This window comes from Sphingomonas koreensis (assembly GCF_002797435.1).
GTDB lineage: Bacteria > Pseudomonadota > Alphaproteobacteria > Sphingomonadales > Sphingomonadaceae > Sphingomonas > Sphingomonas koreensis.
Genome location: NZ_PGEN01000001.1, coordinates 2,299,910 through 2,314,416, shown reverse-complemented (window position 1 = coordinate 2,314,416; position 14,507 = coordinate 2,299,910). Strand labels below are relative to the sequence as shown.

The following is a 14,507-nucleotide window of genomic DNA, read 5'->3' as shown; positions in this document are numbered from 1 at the left end:
ACGGCGAGCTAGCTATCGTACCGATACCCGCTCTCGTGGCGATTCTACTCGATTGAGAGCGGAGAAAGGGTCTCCGCTAATCGAAGATGAGGTTTTAGCTGTCCGGGACGGGCCGGCCGTATGCATGACGGTGCCTCCTCCGGTAGCTGCGGAACTCGCGGCGAAGCGCCGTTATGGCGACAGCAACTCCGAGACTGTGTGAGAGGATTGGCAAGCAACCGTCCATTCTGGTCGTTTAAGTGTTCGGCTCATGGGCGAGGTACGGAGAAATCAGTTAAGCATCTGAAAATACTATATTTTCTCACCCGTCAGCCGCTGGCAGATCATGTCGAGCTGATCGAGCGTCGAATAGGCCAGGGTCATCGTCCCGCCTTTGTCGCCATAGCCGATCTTCACATTGAGGCCGAGCACATCGCCCAACTGCCGCTCTAGCGCAGCGATATCGGCATTGGCGCCAAGATCGGAAGACGGACCGTTCCCCTTCCCCGGCGCGCGTGGCTTAGCTTCGCGCGCCAGCTTCTCGGTCTCGCGCACCGACAGGTCGCGCTCGACGACAATCCGGGCGAGCTTCTCGGGGTCGGGCGCGCCGATAAGCGCGCGGGCATGACCCATGGTCAGCGTACCCTCGACCACGCGCTCGCGGACGCTCGGCGGCAGATCGAGAAGGCGTAGCAGGTTGGCGATATGGCTCCGCGACTTGTGGACGATCTTGGCCAACACTTCCTGCGTATGGCCGAACTGCCCGATCAGCTTGGCATAGGCCTCCGCTTCCTCGATCGCGTTCAGCTCCTCGCGCTGGATATTCTCGATGATCGCGATCTCGAGTGTCTCGGCCTCGTCGAGATCGCGGACGATCACCGGAACCTCGTGCAGCCGCACCCGCTGCGCCGCTCGCCAGCGGCGCTCACCTGCGACGATCTGATACTCCTTGCCATGCGGACGCACGACGATCGGCTGGATCAGCCCGCGCGCCGCGATCGACTTGGCCAGCTCCTCCAGCGCGTCCTCGTCGAAGTGACGCCGCGGCTGCTCCGGATGCGGCGCGAGCGAACTGACCGGCAACATCCGGACGCCCGGCGAATGCTCGGAACCGGGGCGGACCGGCTCCTCGCGCTCGGCATCGCCGAGCAGCGCGCTAAGCCCGCGACCGAGTCCGGGCCGCGGCTTGCGCAGCGGAGTGACGGAGGCGGATGGCGTGGTTTCGTCGGTCATGCGGCTTTCCTCAGCCTGGGCAGTCGATCAATTACCTCGCGAGCGAGCGCGATATACGCTTCCGAGCCAGCGCAGCGATAGTCGTAGATCAGCGCCGGCATGCCATGGCTCGGTGCTTCGGAGAGGCGAACATTGCGCGGAATCACCGTGTCGAACACGACGCCCCCCAGCACCGCGCGCACATCGTCCGCGACCTGATCGGTGAGGCGGTTGCGGCGATCGTACATCGTCAGCACGACGCCCAAGATCGACAAGCCGGGATTGAACCGGCTGCGAATCCGCTCGACCGTGCTCAGCAGCTGACTCAGTCCTTCCAGCGCAAAGAATTCGCATTGGAGCGGGACCAGCAGCGCATCCGACGCGACCATCGCATTGATCGTCAGCAGGCCTAGCGAGGGCGGGCAATCAATCAGGATCACGTCCCAGCGCTGTTCGCTGCGATCGATCGCATTGTCGAGACGATGGGTGCGCGCATCGAATTCGATCAGCTCGATCTCTGCGCCCGACAGGTCGACCGTGGCCGGAACGATGTCGAGCCCCGGAACCTTGGTCGCGACGGCGACCTCCTGCAGCGTGACATCGCCGACCAGCAGATCATAGGTTGAACGCTCGCGATCGGCCCGGCTGATACCGAGCCCTGTCGAGCAATTCCCCTGCGGGTCGAGGTCGAGGAGCAGCACGCGCTGCCCGGTCGCGGCAAGCGCAGTGCCGACATTGATCGCGCTCGTGGTCTTGCCAACCCCACCCTTCTGGTTCGCGATGGCGATGCAGATCATCTCGGGCGGACCCCCTTAGCGACGACGATGAGTGAATCGGGAGCCGTAATGCTCGGTTCCACGTGGAAGGAACCATGCCAGTTGCGGCGCGCCTCTTCCACCTCCGATTGCGCATTTCGGCCCTTTGGCAGCACCCAGACTGTGGAAGACGTGGATCGATGCCTGGCGATGCGGAACAGGTCGGCGAGCTGTGCGACGGCTCGGGCGGAGATGACGGCTGCCGGCCCTTGGGTCCGTTCGATCTTCGCGGTGTGGACGGAGACGTCGCTCAGATCCAGCTCCGCTGCTGCACGCGACAGAAAATCAGTGCGCAGCTTGCGCGGTTCGACAAGTTCGACCGGCGCGTCCCGAAGCAGCGCAACGACCAGCCCCGGTAGCCCCGCACCGCTACCGATATCCAGCCACATACCAGTGCCGGGCGCATGGGCCAGCAGCTGCGCCGAATCGACGATATGCCGCGCCCAGATCTGATCGAGCGTCGAGGGTGCGATCAGATTCTGCTTCTCCGCTTCCTTGCGGAGCAGCTCGACGAACAGTGCGAGCCTTGTTTCACGTGAAACACCGTAACGCTCACGGATCCAATCTCTGGCTTCATCCTCAGTCATGCGGCACGCCGAACATGAAGCATGATGGCGGTGAGCGCCGCCGGGGTGATCCCGCGCACGCGCGCGGCATCGCCAACCGTTGCCGGCCGTGCGAGCGACAAGCGCTCGACCATCTCGTTCGACAGGCCGGGGATCGCCGCATAGTCAAGCGATCCGGCGATCGGCGTCGCATCGGATCGTGCCATCGCCTCCTGCTCCGCTGCCTGCCGCTCCAGATAGGGCGCATAGCGCGCATCCTCGATCAACTCGGCGAGCAGGTCCGGATCGACATCCCCGGTATCCAGACCGAGATGAGCGATGCTAACCCCCGGAAAGCGCAACCACTCAAACGCGCTGCGACGCGCGCCATCCTGAGATACCGATGCCCCCGCCTGCCCCAGCTGGCGGGCTGTCAGCGGCGCGGTGAAGCGCGCATCGAGCGCCGCGCGGTCCTCGCGGCGGCGCCGCTGATGCGCTTGCCGGACCTCGCCGATGCAACCGGCCGTTTCTCCGATCGCACCCAGCCTGGTCTCGGCATTGTCGGCACGCAGGCGCAGGCGATACTCGGCGCGGGCCGTCAGCATGCGATAGGGCTCGGTCACGCCCTGAAGCGTGAGGTCGTCGATCATCACGCCGATATAGCTGAGCTCGCGCGGCAGGATCATCGGCGCCTGGCCGAGCGCCAGCGCCGCGGCGTTGACCCCGGCAACCAGCCCTTGCGCCGCCGCTTCCTCATAGCCCGTCGTGCCGTTGATCTGACCCGCGCAGAACAGTCCCGGCACATCTCGGCACTCAAGCGAAGCCTCCAGCGCGCGCGGATCGACATGGTCATACTCCACGGCATAGCCCGGCGTGACGATCGCCGCGCGTGCCAGCCCCGGGATCGACGCGATCATCGCTGCCTGCACATCGGTCGGCAGTGAGGTCGAAAGGCCATTGGGATAGACCAGATTGGTGTCCAGCCCCTCCGGCTCGAGGAAGATCTGATGCCCGTCGCGGTCGCCGAAGCGGAAGATCTTGTCCTCGATCGACGGGCAGTAGCGCGGACCGCCGGCCTCGATCGCGCCGCTGAACAGCGGCGAGCGGTCGAGACCACCCCGGATGATATCGTGCGTTTCGTGCGTCGTACGCGTGATAGCACAAGCGAGTTGGCGCAGGCGCGGCGTGCATGTCAGCGGGGACATTCGCCACGATTCCGTGTCGGAGGGCTGTTCTTCGAGCGCGCCCCAGTCGATCGTGCGGCCGTCCAGACGCGGCGGGGTGCCCGTCTTCAGGCGCGTGATCGGAAGCGCAAGTTCGCGTAACTGGATTCCTAACGCGGTAGCGGCACGCTCGCCGACGCGTCCGCCCGTCTCGCGCTCCTCGCCTCGGAAGATGCGCCCGCCCAGAAAGGTACCGCTGGCGATGACCGCCGCCGCGCAACGCAGCATCTCGCCATCACCCAACTGGACGCCGTTCACCCGTCCCTGCTCGATCAGCAAGCCCACTGCCTCACCTTCAACGATATCGAGCCCCGCCTGGGCAGCCAGCATCGTCTGGATCGCAGCGGCGTAGCGCCTGCGGTCCGCCTGAACCCGCGGACCCTGTACAGCCGGGCCCTTGGATCGATTGAGCAGGCGATAATGGATCGCCGCCTGGTCCGCGGCGCGTCCGATCAGGCCATCCAGCGCATCGACTTCGCGCACCAGATGACCTTTGCCGAGGCCCCCGATGGCGGGGTTGCATGACATCGCGCCAAGCATCGCCGGGTCGAAGGTGACAAGCGCGGCGCGCGCGCCACAGCGCGCAGCCGCCGCAGCCGCTTCGGTTCCGGCGTGTCCGCCGCCGATCACGATCACATCCCATGTCCGCATGGCGCCCGAAATAGCGCCGGCGGGGGCCCGGGTCAAAAGCGTTCCACGTGGAACATCTACTTACCGATGCAAAAGCGCCCGAACAGCGTGTCGAGCATCGCCTCGACATCGGCGGCGCCGGTGATCCGGTCGAAGGCGCGCAGCGCGCGCCGCAGCTCCTCCGCGATCAGCAGCAGGTCGCTTCCCTCGGCCACGCCACGTAGAGATGCCGCGGCCAATGCCGCGAGATCACGCTGGCGACGATTGAACGGGATGGCGTCCGGTGTCGGAAGCATGGCTCCAGCCAGCTCGGCGATCCGCTCCCACAACTGCGCCATCCCCTCCCCGGTCCGGGCGGACACACGCAACCGGCGGTCCACGACGGCCCCACGTCCGGGCTCGTCGGTTCGAGGATGGATCAGGATGTGTGGCGCGGTCAATGCGGGCGGCGGAACGTCGTCAAGCCACAGGATCAAGTCCGCCTGATCGAGCGCCTCCTTCGCCCGGACGATTCCGATCTCCTCGACCATGTCCGACGGTGCATCGTGCAATCCGGCGGTATCGGTGAGCAGATAGGCAACACCGTCCCGCATCACCGGAGCCTCGATCCGGTCCCGCGTCGTTCCCGCAAGCGGCGAAACGATCGCCGCCTCACGCCCGACCAACGCGTTGAGCAAGGTCGACTTGCCGGCATTGGGCGATCCGGCGAGCACGACGCGGATTCCATCGCGCAGCCGCTCTATCCCCGGCTCGGCCAGCAGCGCCTCGATCTCCGCCGCCAATGTCCGCGCATCCGCACGCACCTGATCGAGCAAGCCGGCTTCGGCAGCGATATCATCCTCATCGGCATGATCGAGCAGCGCCTCGATCGCCGCGGAGAATTGCAGTGTACGCGTTGCCCAGTTGCCGATCCGCTGACGCATGCCGCCCTCGGCAGCTCGCATTGCCGCACGACGCTGTGCCTCGGTCTCGGCCGCAAGCAAGTCCGCCAGACCTTCCGCCTCGGTCAGGTCGATCCGACCGTTGCCGAGCGCTCGCCGTGTAAACTCTCCCGCTTCGGCGCTACGCAGGCCCGGTACGGTGGAAAGCGCCGACTCGATCGCCCGCACGACTGCCCGGCCGCCGTGGACGTGAAGTTCCGCAAGATCCTCTCCAGTCGCCGTTTCAGGACCAGGGAAGATCAGCACGAGCGCCCGGTCGAGATGCGCGTCTTTTGTGCGTAACGTTCGCAACGATGCGCGGCGTGGCGGCGGCAAGCTACCCGCGAGCGCTTCTACCGCCACGAACGCTTTAGGTCCGGAAATACGGATCACGCCGATCGCCGCGGGTACCTGCCCGCTCGATAGCGCGAAGATCGTGTCGGTCACTCGCTACGCTTGCCCATGTCGAACATGCCGCGCCAGAAATTCATTCCGGCCTCGCCCATTGGCATCCAGCCTTTCATCATCGACTCGATCATATCGGGATTCACCATCCCCTTGTCCATCGAATCGAGCAGCATCTTGATATAATGGTCGTGAACCGGCGTGAAATCCGGCAACCCCATCGTGCGCCGGGCTTCCTCGGGCGTGCAATCGATCTCGACATTGATCTTCATAGGCTCTTCTCCGCTTGAGCGGGACGCTCGCCCTGCCCTACGCTAGTCCCATGTATGCGCGCGACCATGTCCTGATCGCAACGCCCATCGGCCCCGCCCCCATCGAAGGCGCTGGCGAAACGAAGATCCGTATCGATCTGGGCTCGGAAATTAGCGTGCGACAGGGTGAAACGGATATCGTTCGTGAAGCCGAGGAGCAGATACGCGCCTATTTATATTGGAATTTCAATAACTTCTACTTGAACGACCCGGCGACCTCGCAAAAGCTGCTCGATCACGAGCAGCGCCACCTCTGACAGGAGATACGAATGGCGACCACCACGATTCACAGCCTCGATGGCAGCGGCAGCTTTGTCGCCTATCGCGCAGATCCCGAAGAATCGCCGCGCGGCGCCATCATCGTCATCCAGGAGGTCTTCGGCGTGAATGAGGGAATCCGCCGCAAATGCGATCACTGGGCGTCCAAGGGCTATGTCGCCTTCGCGCCCGACCTGTTCTGGCGGCTCGATCCCGGCATCCAGCTCGACCCGGACGTCCCCGACCAGTTCCAGCGCGGGCTCGACCTGTTTGGCAAGTTCGATCAGGACAAGGGGATCGAGGACATCGAGGCGGCGATCCGCGCCGCGCGCGCCGCGACCGACGGCAAGGTGGGCGTCACCGGCTATTGCCTCGGCGGCCGCCTCGCCTACATGACCGCCGCACGCACCGACAGCGACGCCAGCGTCGGTTATTATGCGGTTGGCGTCGACGGGCTGCTGAACGAGAAGCATGCCATCGCCCGGCCGCTGCTACTCCACATCGCCGGCAATGACGGCTTCGTGCCGCCCGAGGTTCAGGCGAAGATGCATGAAGGGCTCGACGATCACCCGCGCGTCACGCTCTACGACTATCCCGGCGAGGACCATGGCTTCGCGACCGAGATGGGCAACCGCCGATCGGAGGCAGCGGCCCATCTCGCCGACAGCCGCACCGAAGCCTTCTTCGCCGAGCATATCGGCTGATACGAAAAGGGCGGCGCCCTGATGGACGCCGCCCGTTTTCGTTCTGGATCAGCAGCTTAGTGGAAGAGCTGCAGGATCCCGATATCCTTGTCGACGATTCCCGAATAGATCATCGACCCGGCGACGTAGAGGATAACCAACAGGCCGACCCAGGCAATCCAGCGATAGCGTTCGATATATTTGGCAATGATGTTCGCTGCGACGCCCATCAGCGCGACCGCGATGACCAGGCCGACCATCAGAATGCCCGGATGTGCGCGTGCCGCACCTGCGACCGCCAGGACGTTGTCGAGGCTCATCGAGACATCGGCTACCGCAACCGCCCAGGCAGCCCCGGCAAAGCTCTTGGCGGGCTTCAGGCCCGAATGCTCGTCGCCCTCGATCTCGGGCGATCCCGGGCTGTGGCTGCCGACGACGATCTCACGATACATCTTCCAGGCGACCCAGAGCAGCAGCACGCCGCCCGCGAAGACGAGGCCGATCACTGCCATCAGCTGGGTCACCACCAGCGCGAAACCGATGCGCAGCACCAGTGCGGCGATGATGCCGATCAGGATCACCTTCTTGCGCTGATCCGCAGGCAAGCCCGCTGCCAGCGCGCCAATGACGATCGCATTGTCGCCCGCCAGCACGATATCGATCAGGATCACCTGACCGAAGGCGAGCCATGCGCTGGCATCGCCCGCGAACAGCCCCGCGAAATCGTGGACGATATGCCCCCAGAGTTCCGACATGCCCTGTTAAACCCCCAAAGCCGCTTACTGGTTCATCGAGTCGAAGAAGTCCTCGTTGGTCTTCGAGTCCTTCATCTTGTCGAGCAGGAACTCCATCGCGTCGATGGTACCCATCTGCATGAGGATGCGGCGAAGGACCCACATCTTACTGAGCGTACCCTTCTCGACCAGCAGCTCTTCCTTGCGCGTGCCCGATTTGCCGACATCGAGCGCCGGGAAGATGCGCTTGTCCGCAACCTTGCGGTCGAGGACGATTTCGGAGTTACCGGTGCCCTTGAACTCTTCGAAGATCACCTCGTCCATGCGGCTGCCGGTATCGATCAGCGCGGTGGCGATAATCGAGAGCGAACCGCCTTCCTCGATGTTGCGCGCGGCGCCGAAGAAACGCTTCGGACGCTGGAGTGCATTGGCATCGACGCCGCCGGTCAGCACCTTGCCCGATGAGGGGACGACGGTGTTGTAGGCGCGGCCGAGACGCGTGATCGAGTCGAGCAGGATGACGACATCCTTCTTGTGCTCGACCAGGCGCTTGGCTTTCTCGATCACCATTTCGGCGACCTGGACGTGGCGGGTCGCCGGCTCGTCGAACGTCGAACTCACCACCTCACCCTTCACGCTGCGCTGCATGTCGGTGACTTCCTCAGGCCGCTCGTCGATGAGCAGGACCAGCAGGAACACTTCGGGATGGTTGTCGGTGATCGCCTTGGCGATGTTCTGGAGCATCACCGTCTTGCCGACGCGGGGCGGCGCGACGATCAGCGTGCGCTGGCCCTTGCCCTGGGGCGAGACGATGTCGATGACGCGTGCCGACTTGTCCTTCACGGTGGGATCGGCCGGATCCAGGGTCAGCTTCTGCTCGGGATAGAGCGGCGTCAGGTTATCGAAATTGACGCGATGGCGCACCGCATCGGGATCGTCGAAGTTGACGCTGACCAGCTTGGTCAGGGCGAAATAGCGCTCGCCGTCCTTGGGCGCGCGGATCTCGCCTTCGACCGTGTCGCCGGTGCGCAGGCCGAACTTACGCACCTGGTTGGGCGAGACATAGATGTCGTCGGGACCGGCGAGATAGTTTGCCTGCGGGCTGCGCAGGAAGCCGAAGCCGTCCTGGAGCACTTCGATCGTGCCCTCGCCCATGATCTGCTCGCCATTCTCGGCCTGGGCCTTGAGGATCGCGAACATCAGATCCTGCTTGCGGAGCGTCGAGGCGCTCTCGACGCCGAGCTCCTCGGCCATCGTCACCAGCTCGGCGGGGGGGGTCTTCTTGAGGTCTTTGAGATGCATTTGGGGGGAGTCCGTGTGGCGATCGCTGGGAAGGTTTCCGGGCGTTGAGACGCTGGCGATGGCTTGAGGAAAAAGGAAGGATGCCGCAGCCGCCGGAAGGGCGACACGACAGTTGCGCGATTAGGTTCCGGCCGGATTCAAGTCAAGCGGTCAGAACGGGCGTACCACGGCAAGAACAACGATCAGCGCGACGAAGATTGCGGGGATCTCGTTGATCATCCGCAACTGGCGGGAGGAGAGGCTGCCCTGTCCCGCCGCGAGCCGCTTAGAATATGCCACGGCCCAGCCATGATAGCCCGACAGCAGCAGGACAAGGAGCAGCTTGGCATGCAGCCAGCCCAGCCCCGCTCCGCCCTCGAAAAGGCCGAGGTTGATCGCCAACGCGATGCCGAGCACCCAGACCACGCCAATCGAAGGAGTTAGAATCATGCGGCGCAGCTTCACCTCGCGATCCGCCCAGGCCCTGGCCTGCGCCGGATCAGCCAGCGCTTCCTGATGGTGAACCAGATACCGGGGCAGAATGAACAGCCCCGCCATCCAGAAGATCACGAAGATGACGTGCGCTGCTTTGACCCAGAGATAGGCTGCGCCCAGAAATCCGGTCACTTGGCTGCCCCCCGAACGATGCCGATCAGCTGGTCGACATGGGCGATCGGCGTATCCTGCTGGATGCCGTGCCCTAGATTGAAGATATGGGGTCGGTCTGACAGCGCATCAAGCACCCGCCGGACCGCCGCCTCCAGCTCCGTTCCGCCGGCGATCAGCGCCAGCGGATCGAGATTGCCCTGAACGGGCAGCCCGGCTGGCAGTTCGCGATGCGCCCAGACGGGATCGACCGTCTCGTCCAGCCCGATCGCGTCCACCCCGGTTTCGCGGGCATAGGCGGCGAGCTTGCCGCCCGCACCCTTGGGAAAGCCGATGATCCTCACCTGCGGACATCGCGCACGCAGACCTGCGACGATGGCCGCATTGGGCGCAATCACCCAGCGTTCGAACTGTGCGGGTGACAAGGATCCGGCCCAGCTGTCGAACAGCTGCACCGCCTCGACGCCCGCTTCGACCTGCTTCGCCAGATAATCGATCGACATCGCGACGATCGCATCGATGATCGCTCCGAATGCGCCCGGATCGGCATAGGCCATTCGCCGCGTCTCGCTCTGGTCACGGCTGCCCTGTCCGGCCACCATATAGGTCGCGTTGGTCCAGGGGCTCCCTGCAAAGCCCAGGAAGGCGGTTTGAGCCGGAAGCGCGGCTGCAACCCGGCGGACCGTTCCGTACACCGGATTCAGCCGCTCAGGGGCCGCAGTGAGGCTTTCCAGCGCATGATCGACCAGCTTGGGGGCCAGCCGAGGTCCTTCGCCCGCCTCGAACCACAGATCCTGTCCCAGCGCATGGGGCACGACGAGGATGTCGGAAAAGAGGATCGCGCCGTCGAAGCCGAAACGCCGGATCGGCTGGAGGGTGACCTCGGCTGCCGCTTCGCTGTCGTTGACCAGCTCGAGGAACCCGCCCTTCTCCGCCCGCAATGCGCGATATTCGGGAAGATAGCGTCCGGCCTGGCGCATGAGCCACATCGGCGGCGCATCGACGCGCTTTCCGGAAAGCACATCGAGAAGGGGCTTTGAGGGCAGAAGGTTCGAATTCACAGGACCGCTCATTCCATCTTCTAAAAGAAGAAAAGATTCAAAGAAGGATGTTGTTGTTAGTTGGCGCGTGGATGCCGGGGCTTAGGCGTTCGTGCCCATTCTGCCAACAGATTGACGCCGGAATCGCCCGCGATTCGCCGCGGAGTCGCAGATGCCGTCCACATCATCCACAGGCTGTGCGTGCATCCGGACCCATGTGGAACGCGTTGTGGATGAGTTGCCCTGATCGTGGATCGATCGGGCCGCTTGGCGTGCCCCTGCCGTTGCGCTAGCGATTTTCCGCATGTTTTCCACAGATCTGTCCCGCTGATGCGGCTGCACCTCCATTTGCTCTCCGATTCTACCGGCGAGACGCTGGAGAATATCGCCAAGGCCGCGCTGGCGCAGTTCGACGATGTCGAGGTGCTGCGCCATTTCTGGCCGATGGTACGAAGCGAGACGCATCTCGAACGTATCCTGGGCGAGATCGCGCAGAATCCCGGGCTGGTGATCTTCACGCTGGTCAATCCCGAGATTCGCCGCACGCTGGAAACGCGCTGCCGTGCGATCGGCCTGCCGGCGGTGGCGCCGCTCGATCCGGTCAACCACGCGCTGTCGAGCATGCTGGGGCAGGAGATGAAGGCGCGGCCGGGCCGGCAGCATACGCTCGACGCCGCCTATTTCGCGCGTGTCGACGCGATCCAGTTCACCATCGCGCATGACGACGGGGTCAATTGGGAGAATTGGGAGGAGGCGGATATCCTCCTTGCCGGCGTGTCGCGCACCTCCAAGACGCCGACCTCGATCTATCTCGCCAATCGCGGGTTCAAGGTCGCAAACATCCCGATCGTCCCCGAATCCCCGCCGCCTTCCACCCTGTTCGCGCTCAAGCATCCGATGGTCGTGGGCCTCACCACCAGCCCCGAGCGGTTGATCCAGGTGCGCCGCAACCGCCTGCTCTCGCTCAACCAGCAGGACGAGACCTCCTATGTCGAGCATGAGGCGGTACAGCGCGAGGTCGCCTATGCCCGGCGCATGTTTGCCGACAATGGCTGGCCGGTGATCGACGTCACCCGCCGCTCGATCGAGGAAACCGCGGCAGCGATCATCACCTTGTGCAACGAGCGCGCGACGGGCTCGGGGACGCGTGCCGAATGATCGTGCTCGCGTCTACCAGCGCCTCGCGCCGCGCGATGCTGACTGCCGCCGGGGTGCCGCATGAGGCGCTGGCCGCACATGTCGACGAGGACGCCGCCAAGGCGGGACTTGCAGGAGTTGCGCCGCGCGACTTGGCCGACGCGCTTGCCGAGCTCAAGGCGCTCAAGGTGAGCCAGCGGGTCCCCGGCACCTTGGTGCTCGGCTGCGATTCGGTCGTGGCGATCGAGGACGGCATTCTGCTCGACAAGCCGGTCGATCGCGCCGATGCGCAGCGGCATCTCCGCCTGCTCTCGGGCAAGCGCCACGATCTCTACAGCGCCGCAGTGATTGCCGAGAACGGCCGCCCGGTCTGGCGCCATGTCGATCGTGCGCGCCTGACTGTACGGCCGCTCTCCGATGCGTTCATCGCCGACTATCTCGATGCCGAATGGCCGGCGATCGCGGGGTGTGTCGGCTGCTACCGGGTCGAGGGCCGCGGGGTGCAGCTCTTCTCCCGGATGGAGGGGAGCCAGTACACGATCCTCGGCATGCCCCTGCTGAACATCCTCGATTATCTGCGTACAAGGGGCGTGTTGACGTCATGACCAATGCCTATGCCGAAGTGATCGGTGACCCGATCGCCCAGTCCAAATCGCCGGTGATCCACGGGTTCTGGCTCGACAAGCTCGGCCTTTCCGCATCCTATCGGAAGACGCATGTCACCGCCGAGGGGCTGGCCGGCTTCTTCGCTTCGCGCCGCGACGATCCGAACTGGCGTGGCTGCAACATCACCGCGCCGCACAAGATCGCGTCGCTCGATCATGTCCCCGATCCCGGCGGCGTGCGCGACACGATCGGGGCGATCAACACGGTGTTCCGCAGCGCGGAGGGAACGCTGATCGGCACCAATACCGATGCGGCGGGATTCTATGCGCCGCTCGCCGAGTTCGACCTTGAGGGCGCGCCGGTCGCCATGGTCGGTGCGGGTGGTGCGGCGCGCGCGATCCTGTTCGCGCTGGCACGCGCCGGGGTCGGGCATGTGACGATCCTCAACCGCTCGCCCCTGAAGGCGATGGGGCTGCTCGCGACCTTCGGGTTGAAGGGCGATGTGGTCGCGCTGAATGCGCCGATCCCGCCGGTGGCGCTGCTGGTCAATGCCAGCTCGCTCGGGATGACCGGGCAGCCGCCGCTGGAGCTCGATCTCGGCAACCTGCCCGACGATGCCGTGGTCTATGACGCGGTCTATGCCCCGCTTGAGACAGGGTTGCTGGCTGCGGCGCGCGCGCGCGATCTGGATACGGTCGACGGGCTGGAGATGCTGATCGGCCAGGCAGCGCTCGCCTTCGAATTGTTCTTCGGCAACGCTCCGCCCCGCGAGCATGATGCCGAGTTGCGGGCGCTGCTCACCGCATGATCATGCGTCGATGATCATCTTGGGCCTCACTGGATCGATCGGCATGGGCAAGTCGACCGTCGCGGCGATGTTCGCTGACGATGGCGTGCCGGTGTTCGATGCCGATGCCGAGGTTCACAGGCTGCAGGGCCCGGGGGGACGGCTGGTGCGGCAGATCGAGTCGGCATTTCCCGGTACGACCGGCGAATCGGGCGTAGACCGGGCGCTTTTGGGCAAGGCCGTCTTCGGTAATCCGGATGCGCTCAAGCGATTGGAGGCGATCGTCCACCCCGCCGTCGCGGACGAACGCGCCGCGTTTCTCGAATCGAATCGCGCGCAGCCGCTGGTCGTGCTCGACATCCCGTTGCTGTTCGAGGCGGGGGGGTGGCAGCAAGTCGATAAGATCGCTGTCGTTTCCGCGCCTGCAGACATCCAGCGCGCACGTGTTCTCGCGCGGCCGGGAATGACCGGGGAACGGTTCGAGTCGATTCTTTCCAAGCAGATGCCCGACTCCGAAAAGCGCAAGCGTGCCGATTTCGTGATCCCCACCGGCGGTACGCTGGACGAAACGCGTTCGGCGGTTCGCGCGGTCATCGCTTGCCTAGCGGGCACGGAAGGCCGATAGTCAGCTCATGCGGGAAATCGTGTTCGATACCGAAACCACCGGCCTCAGCTTCAATGCAGGGCACCGGCTGGTGGAGATCGGCTGTGTCGAGCTGGTGAACCGCGTACCTACCGGTCGCAGCTTCCATCGCTACCTCAATCCCGATCGCGACATGCCGGTTGAGGCGTTCGCGGTGCACGGCCTTTCCGAAGCCTTTCTGGCCGACAAGCCGCGCTTTCCCGAGGTTTGCGACGAGCTGATCGAGTTTCTGGGTGATTGCCCGCTGATCGCGCACAATGCGATGTTCGATTTTGGCTTTATCAACGGCGAGCTGGGTGCTTGCGGGCGCCCGCTGCTCCAGGTGGAGCGCATCGTCGATACGCTGACCATGGCGCGCGCGAAGCATCCCGGCGCGAAGCACACGCTGGATGCGCTGTGCGTGCGTTACGGCATCGATCTTTCGGCGCGCGAGCTGCATGGCGCGCTGCTCGACGCGCAGCTGCTGGCGCAGGTGTTCATCGAGCTGACCGGCGGACGGCAGATCACGCTGGGCCTCGCGGTAGAGGCTGCAGCGGCGAGCGAGCGGGTGGAGGCCGCCGCGGTGAAGAGCAACGCGCGCCCGGCACGGGTTTTTGTGCCGAGCGATGAGGAACTGGCCCGCCATTCGGCGTTTATGGCCGGGTTCGAGGAGCCGCTTTGGGGCAATCCGGCAGCCGGTTGACGGCTGCCGC

At 64.7% G+C, this 14,507-nt stretch carries 17 protein-coding genes; 7 read left to right on the top strand and 10 right to left on the bottom strand.

Going from position 1 to position 14,507, the window contains the following annotated elements:
* Window positions 1-291: 291 nt before the first annotated feature.
* The 6 genes from BDW16_RS10885 to BDW16_RS10860 are packed head-to-tail and all read right to left on the bottom strand — an operon-like array spanning window position 292 to window position 6,001.
* On the bottom strand, window positions 292-1,212 hold the full coding sequence (locus BDW16_RS10885; protein WP_066578168.1) for a ParB/RepB/Spo0J family partition protein: 921 nt from the start codon (window positions 1,210-1,212) through the stop codon (window positions 292-294).
* The gene (locus tag BDW16_RS10880) at window positions 1,209-1,988 is read right to left on the bottom strand and encodes a ParA family protein (RefSeq protein ID WP_066578166.1); all 780 of its coding nucleotides are present in this window, start codon (window positions 1,986-1,988) and stop codon (window positions 1,209-1,211) included. Before BDW16_RS10880 ends, BDW16_RS10885 begins: the two co-directional genes overlap by 4 nt.
* Window positions 1,985-2,593, bottom strand: coding sequence for a 16S rRNA (guanine(527)-N(7))-methyltransferase RsmG (rsmG, locus tag BDW16_RS10875; RefSeq protein ID WP_066578162.1), 609 nt, complete (start codon window positions 2,591-2,593; stop codon window positions 1,985-1,987). Before rsmG ends, BDW16_RS10880 begins: the two co-directional genes overlap by 4 nt.
* Window positions 2,590-4,425, bottom strand: a complete 1,836-nt coding sequence (mnmG, locus tag BDW16_RS10870; protein ID WP_066578159.1) for a tRNA uridine-5-carboxymethylaminomethyl(34) synthesis enzyme MnmG — start codon at window positions 4,423-4,425, stop codon at window positions 2,590-2,592. Before mnmG ends, rsmG begins: the two co-directional genes overlap by 4 nt.
* A 56-nt stretch (window positions 4,426-4,481) precedes the next feature.
* Window positions 4,482-5,771: a tRNA uridine-5-carboxymethylaminomethyl(34) synthesis GTPase MnmE gene (gene mnmE, locus BDW16_RS10865; protein ID WP_066578157.1), complete on the bottom strand. Its 1,290-nt coding sequence runs from the start codon at window positions 5,769-5,771 to the stop codon at window positions 4,482-4,484.
* Window positions 5,768-6,001, bottom strand: a complete 234-nt coding sequence (locus tag BDW16_RS10860; RefSeq protein WP_066578155.1) for a DUF6489 family protein — start codon at window positions 5,999-6,001, stop codon at window positions 5,768-5,770. The genes mnmE and BDW16_RS10860 overlap by 4 nt, the downstream gene beginning before the upstream one ends.
* 50 nt (window positions 6,002-6,051) lie before the next feature.
* On the opposite strand from BDW16_RS10860, the gene BDW16_RS10855 reads away from it, so the two are divergent.
* Window positions 6,052-6,297: a hypothetical protein gene (locus tag BDW16_RS10855; protein ID WP_066578153.1), complete on the top strand. Its 246-nt coding sequence runs from the start codon at window positions 6,052-6,054 to the stop codon at window positions 6,295-6,297.
* Between the two features lie 12 nt (window positions 6,298-6,309).
* A complete protein-coding gene (locus BDW16_RS10850) occupies window positions 6,310-7,002 on the top strand; it encodes a dienelactone hydrolase family protein (protein ID WP_066578147.1) in 693 nt (230 codons plus the stop codon).
* A gap of 56 nt (window positions 7,003-7,058) precedes the next feature.
* Here BDW16_RS10850 and BDW16_RS10845 read toward each other — a convergent pair whose 3' ends face one another.
* The 4 genes from BDW16_RS10845 to hemE all read right to left on the bottom strand — a co-directional run bounded on the left by BDW16_RS10845 (window position 7,059) and on the right by hemE (window position 10,675).
* On the bottom strand, window positions 7,059-7,736 hold the full coding sequence (locus tag BDW16_RS10845) for a YjbE family putative metal transport protein (RefSeq protein WP_066578144.1): 678 nt from the start codon (window positions 7,734-7,736) through the stop codon (window positions 7,059-7,061).
* A 24-nt stretch (window positions 7,737-7,760) separates the two neighbouring features.
* The gene (gene rho / locus BDW16_RS10840) at window positions 7,761-9,017 is read right to left on the bottom strand and encodes a transcription termination factor Rho (protein WP_066578138.1); all 1,257 of its coding nucleotides are present in this window, start codon (window positions 9,015-9,017) and stop codon (window positions 7,761-7,763) included.
* 150 nt (window positions 9,018-9,167) lie between these two features.
* The gene (locus tag BDW16_RS10835) at window positions 9,168-9,623 is read right to left on the bottom strand and encodes a CopD family protein (RefSeq protein WP_066578135.1); all 456 of its coding nucleotides are present in this window, start codon (window positions 9,621-9,623) and stop codon (window positions 9,168-9,170) included.
* Window positions 9,620-10,675, bottom strand: coding sequence for a uroporphyrinogen decarboxylase (gene hemE, locus BDW16_RS10830; RefSeq protein WP_066578132.1), 1,056 nt, complete (start codon window positions 10,673-10,675; stop codon window positions 9,620-9,622). Before hemE ends, BDW16_RS10835 begins: the two co-directional genes overlap by 4 nt.
* A 297-nt stretch (window positions 10,676-10,972) precedes the next feature.
* On the opposite strand from hemE, the gene BDW16_RS10825 reads away from it, so the two are divergent.
* From BDW16_RS10825 to dnaQ, 5 genes are read left to right on the top strand one after another with little or no spacing between them, the layout of a single operon-like run.
* Window positions 10,973-11,800 carry a pyruvate, water dikinase regulatory protein gene (locus BDW16_RS10825; protein WP_174532056.1) on the top strand — a complete coding sequence of 276 codons (828 nt, stop codon included), beginning with the start codon at window positions 10,973-10,975 and terminating at the stop codon, window positions 11,798-11,800.
* On the top strand, window positions 11,797-12,384 hold the full coding sequence (locus BDW16_RS10820; RefSeq protein WP_083954297.1) for a Maf family protein: 588 nt from the start codon (window positions 11,797-11,799) through the stop codon (window positions 12,382-12,384). Before BDW16_RS10825 ends, BDW16_RS10820 begins: the two co-directional genes overlap by 4 nt.
* The gene (locus tag BDW16_RS10815) at window positions 12,381-13,193 is read left to right on the top strand and encodes a shikimate dehydrogenase family protein (protein WP_066578130.1); all 813 of its coding nucleotides are present in this window, start codon (window positions 12,381-12,383) and stop codon (window positions 13,191-13,193) included. Before BDW16_RS10820 ends, BDW16_RS10815 begins: the two co-directional genes overlap by 4 nt.
* 10 nt (window positions 13,194-13,203) lie before the next feature.
* A complete protein-coding gene (gene coaE / locus BDW16_RS10810; protein ID WP_066578129.1) occupies window positions 13,204-13,797 on the top strand; it encodes a dephospho-CoA kinase in 594 nt (197 codons plus the stop codon).
* 7 nt (window positions 13,798-13,804) lie between these two features.
* Complete coding sequence (gene dnaQ / locus BDW16_RS10805; RefSeq protein ID WP_066578126.1) at window positions 13,805-14,497, top strand: DNA polymerase III subunit epsilon; 693 nt, start codon at window positions 13,805-13,807, stop codon at window positions 14,495-14,497.
* Window positions 14,498-14,507 lie beyond the last annotated feature (10 nt).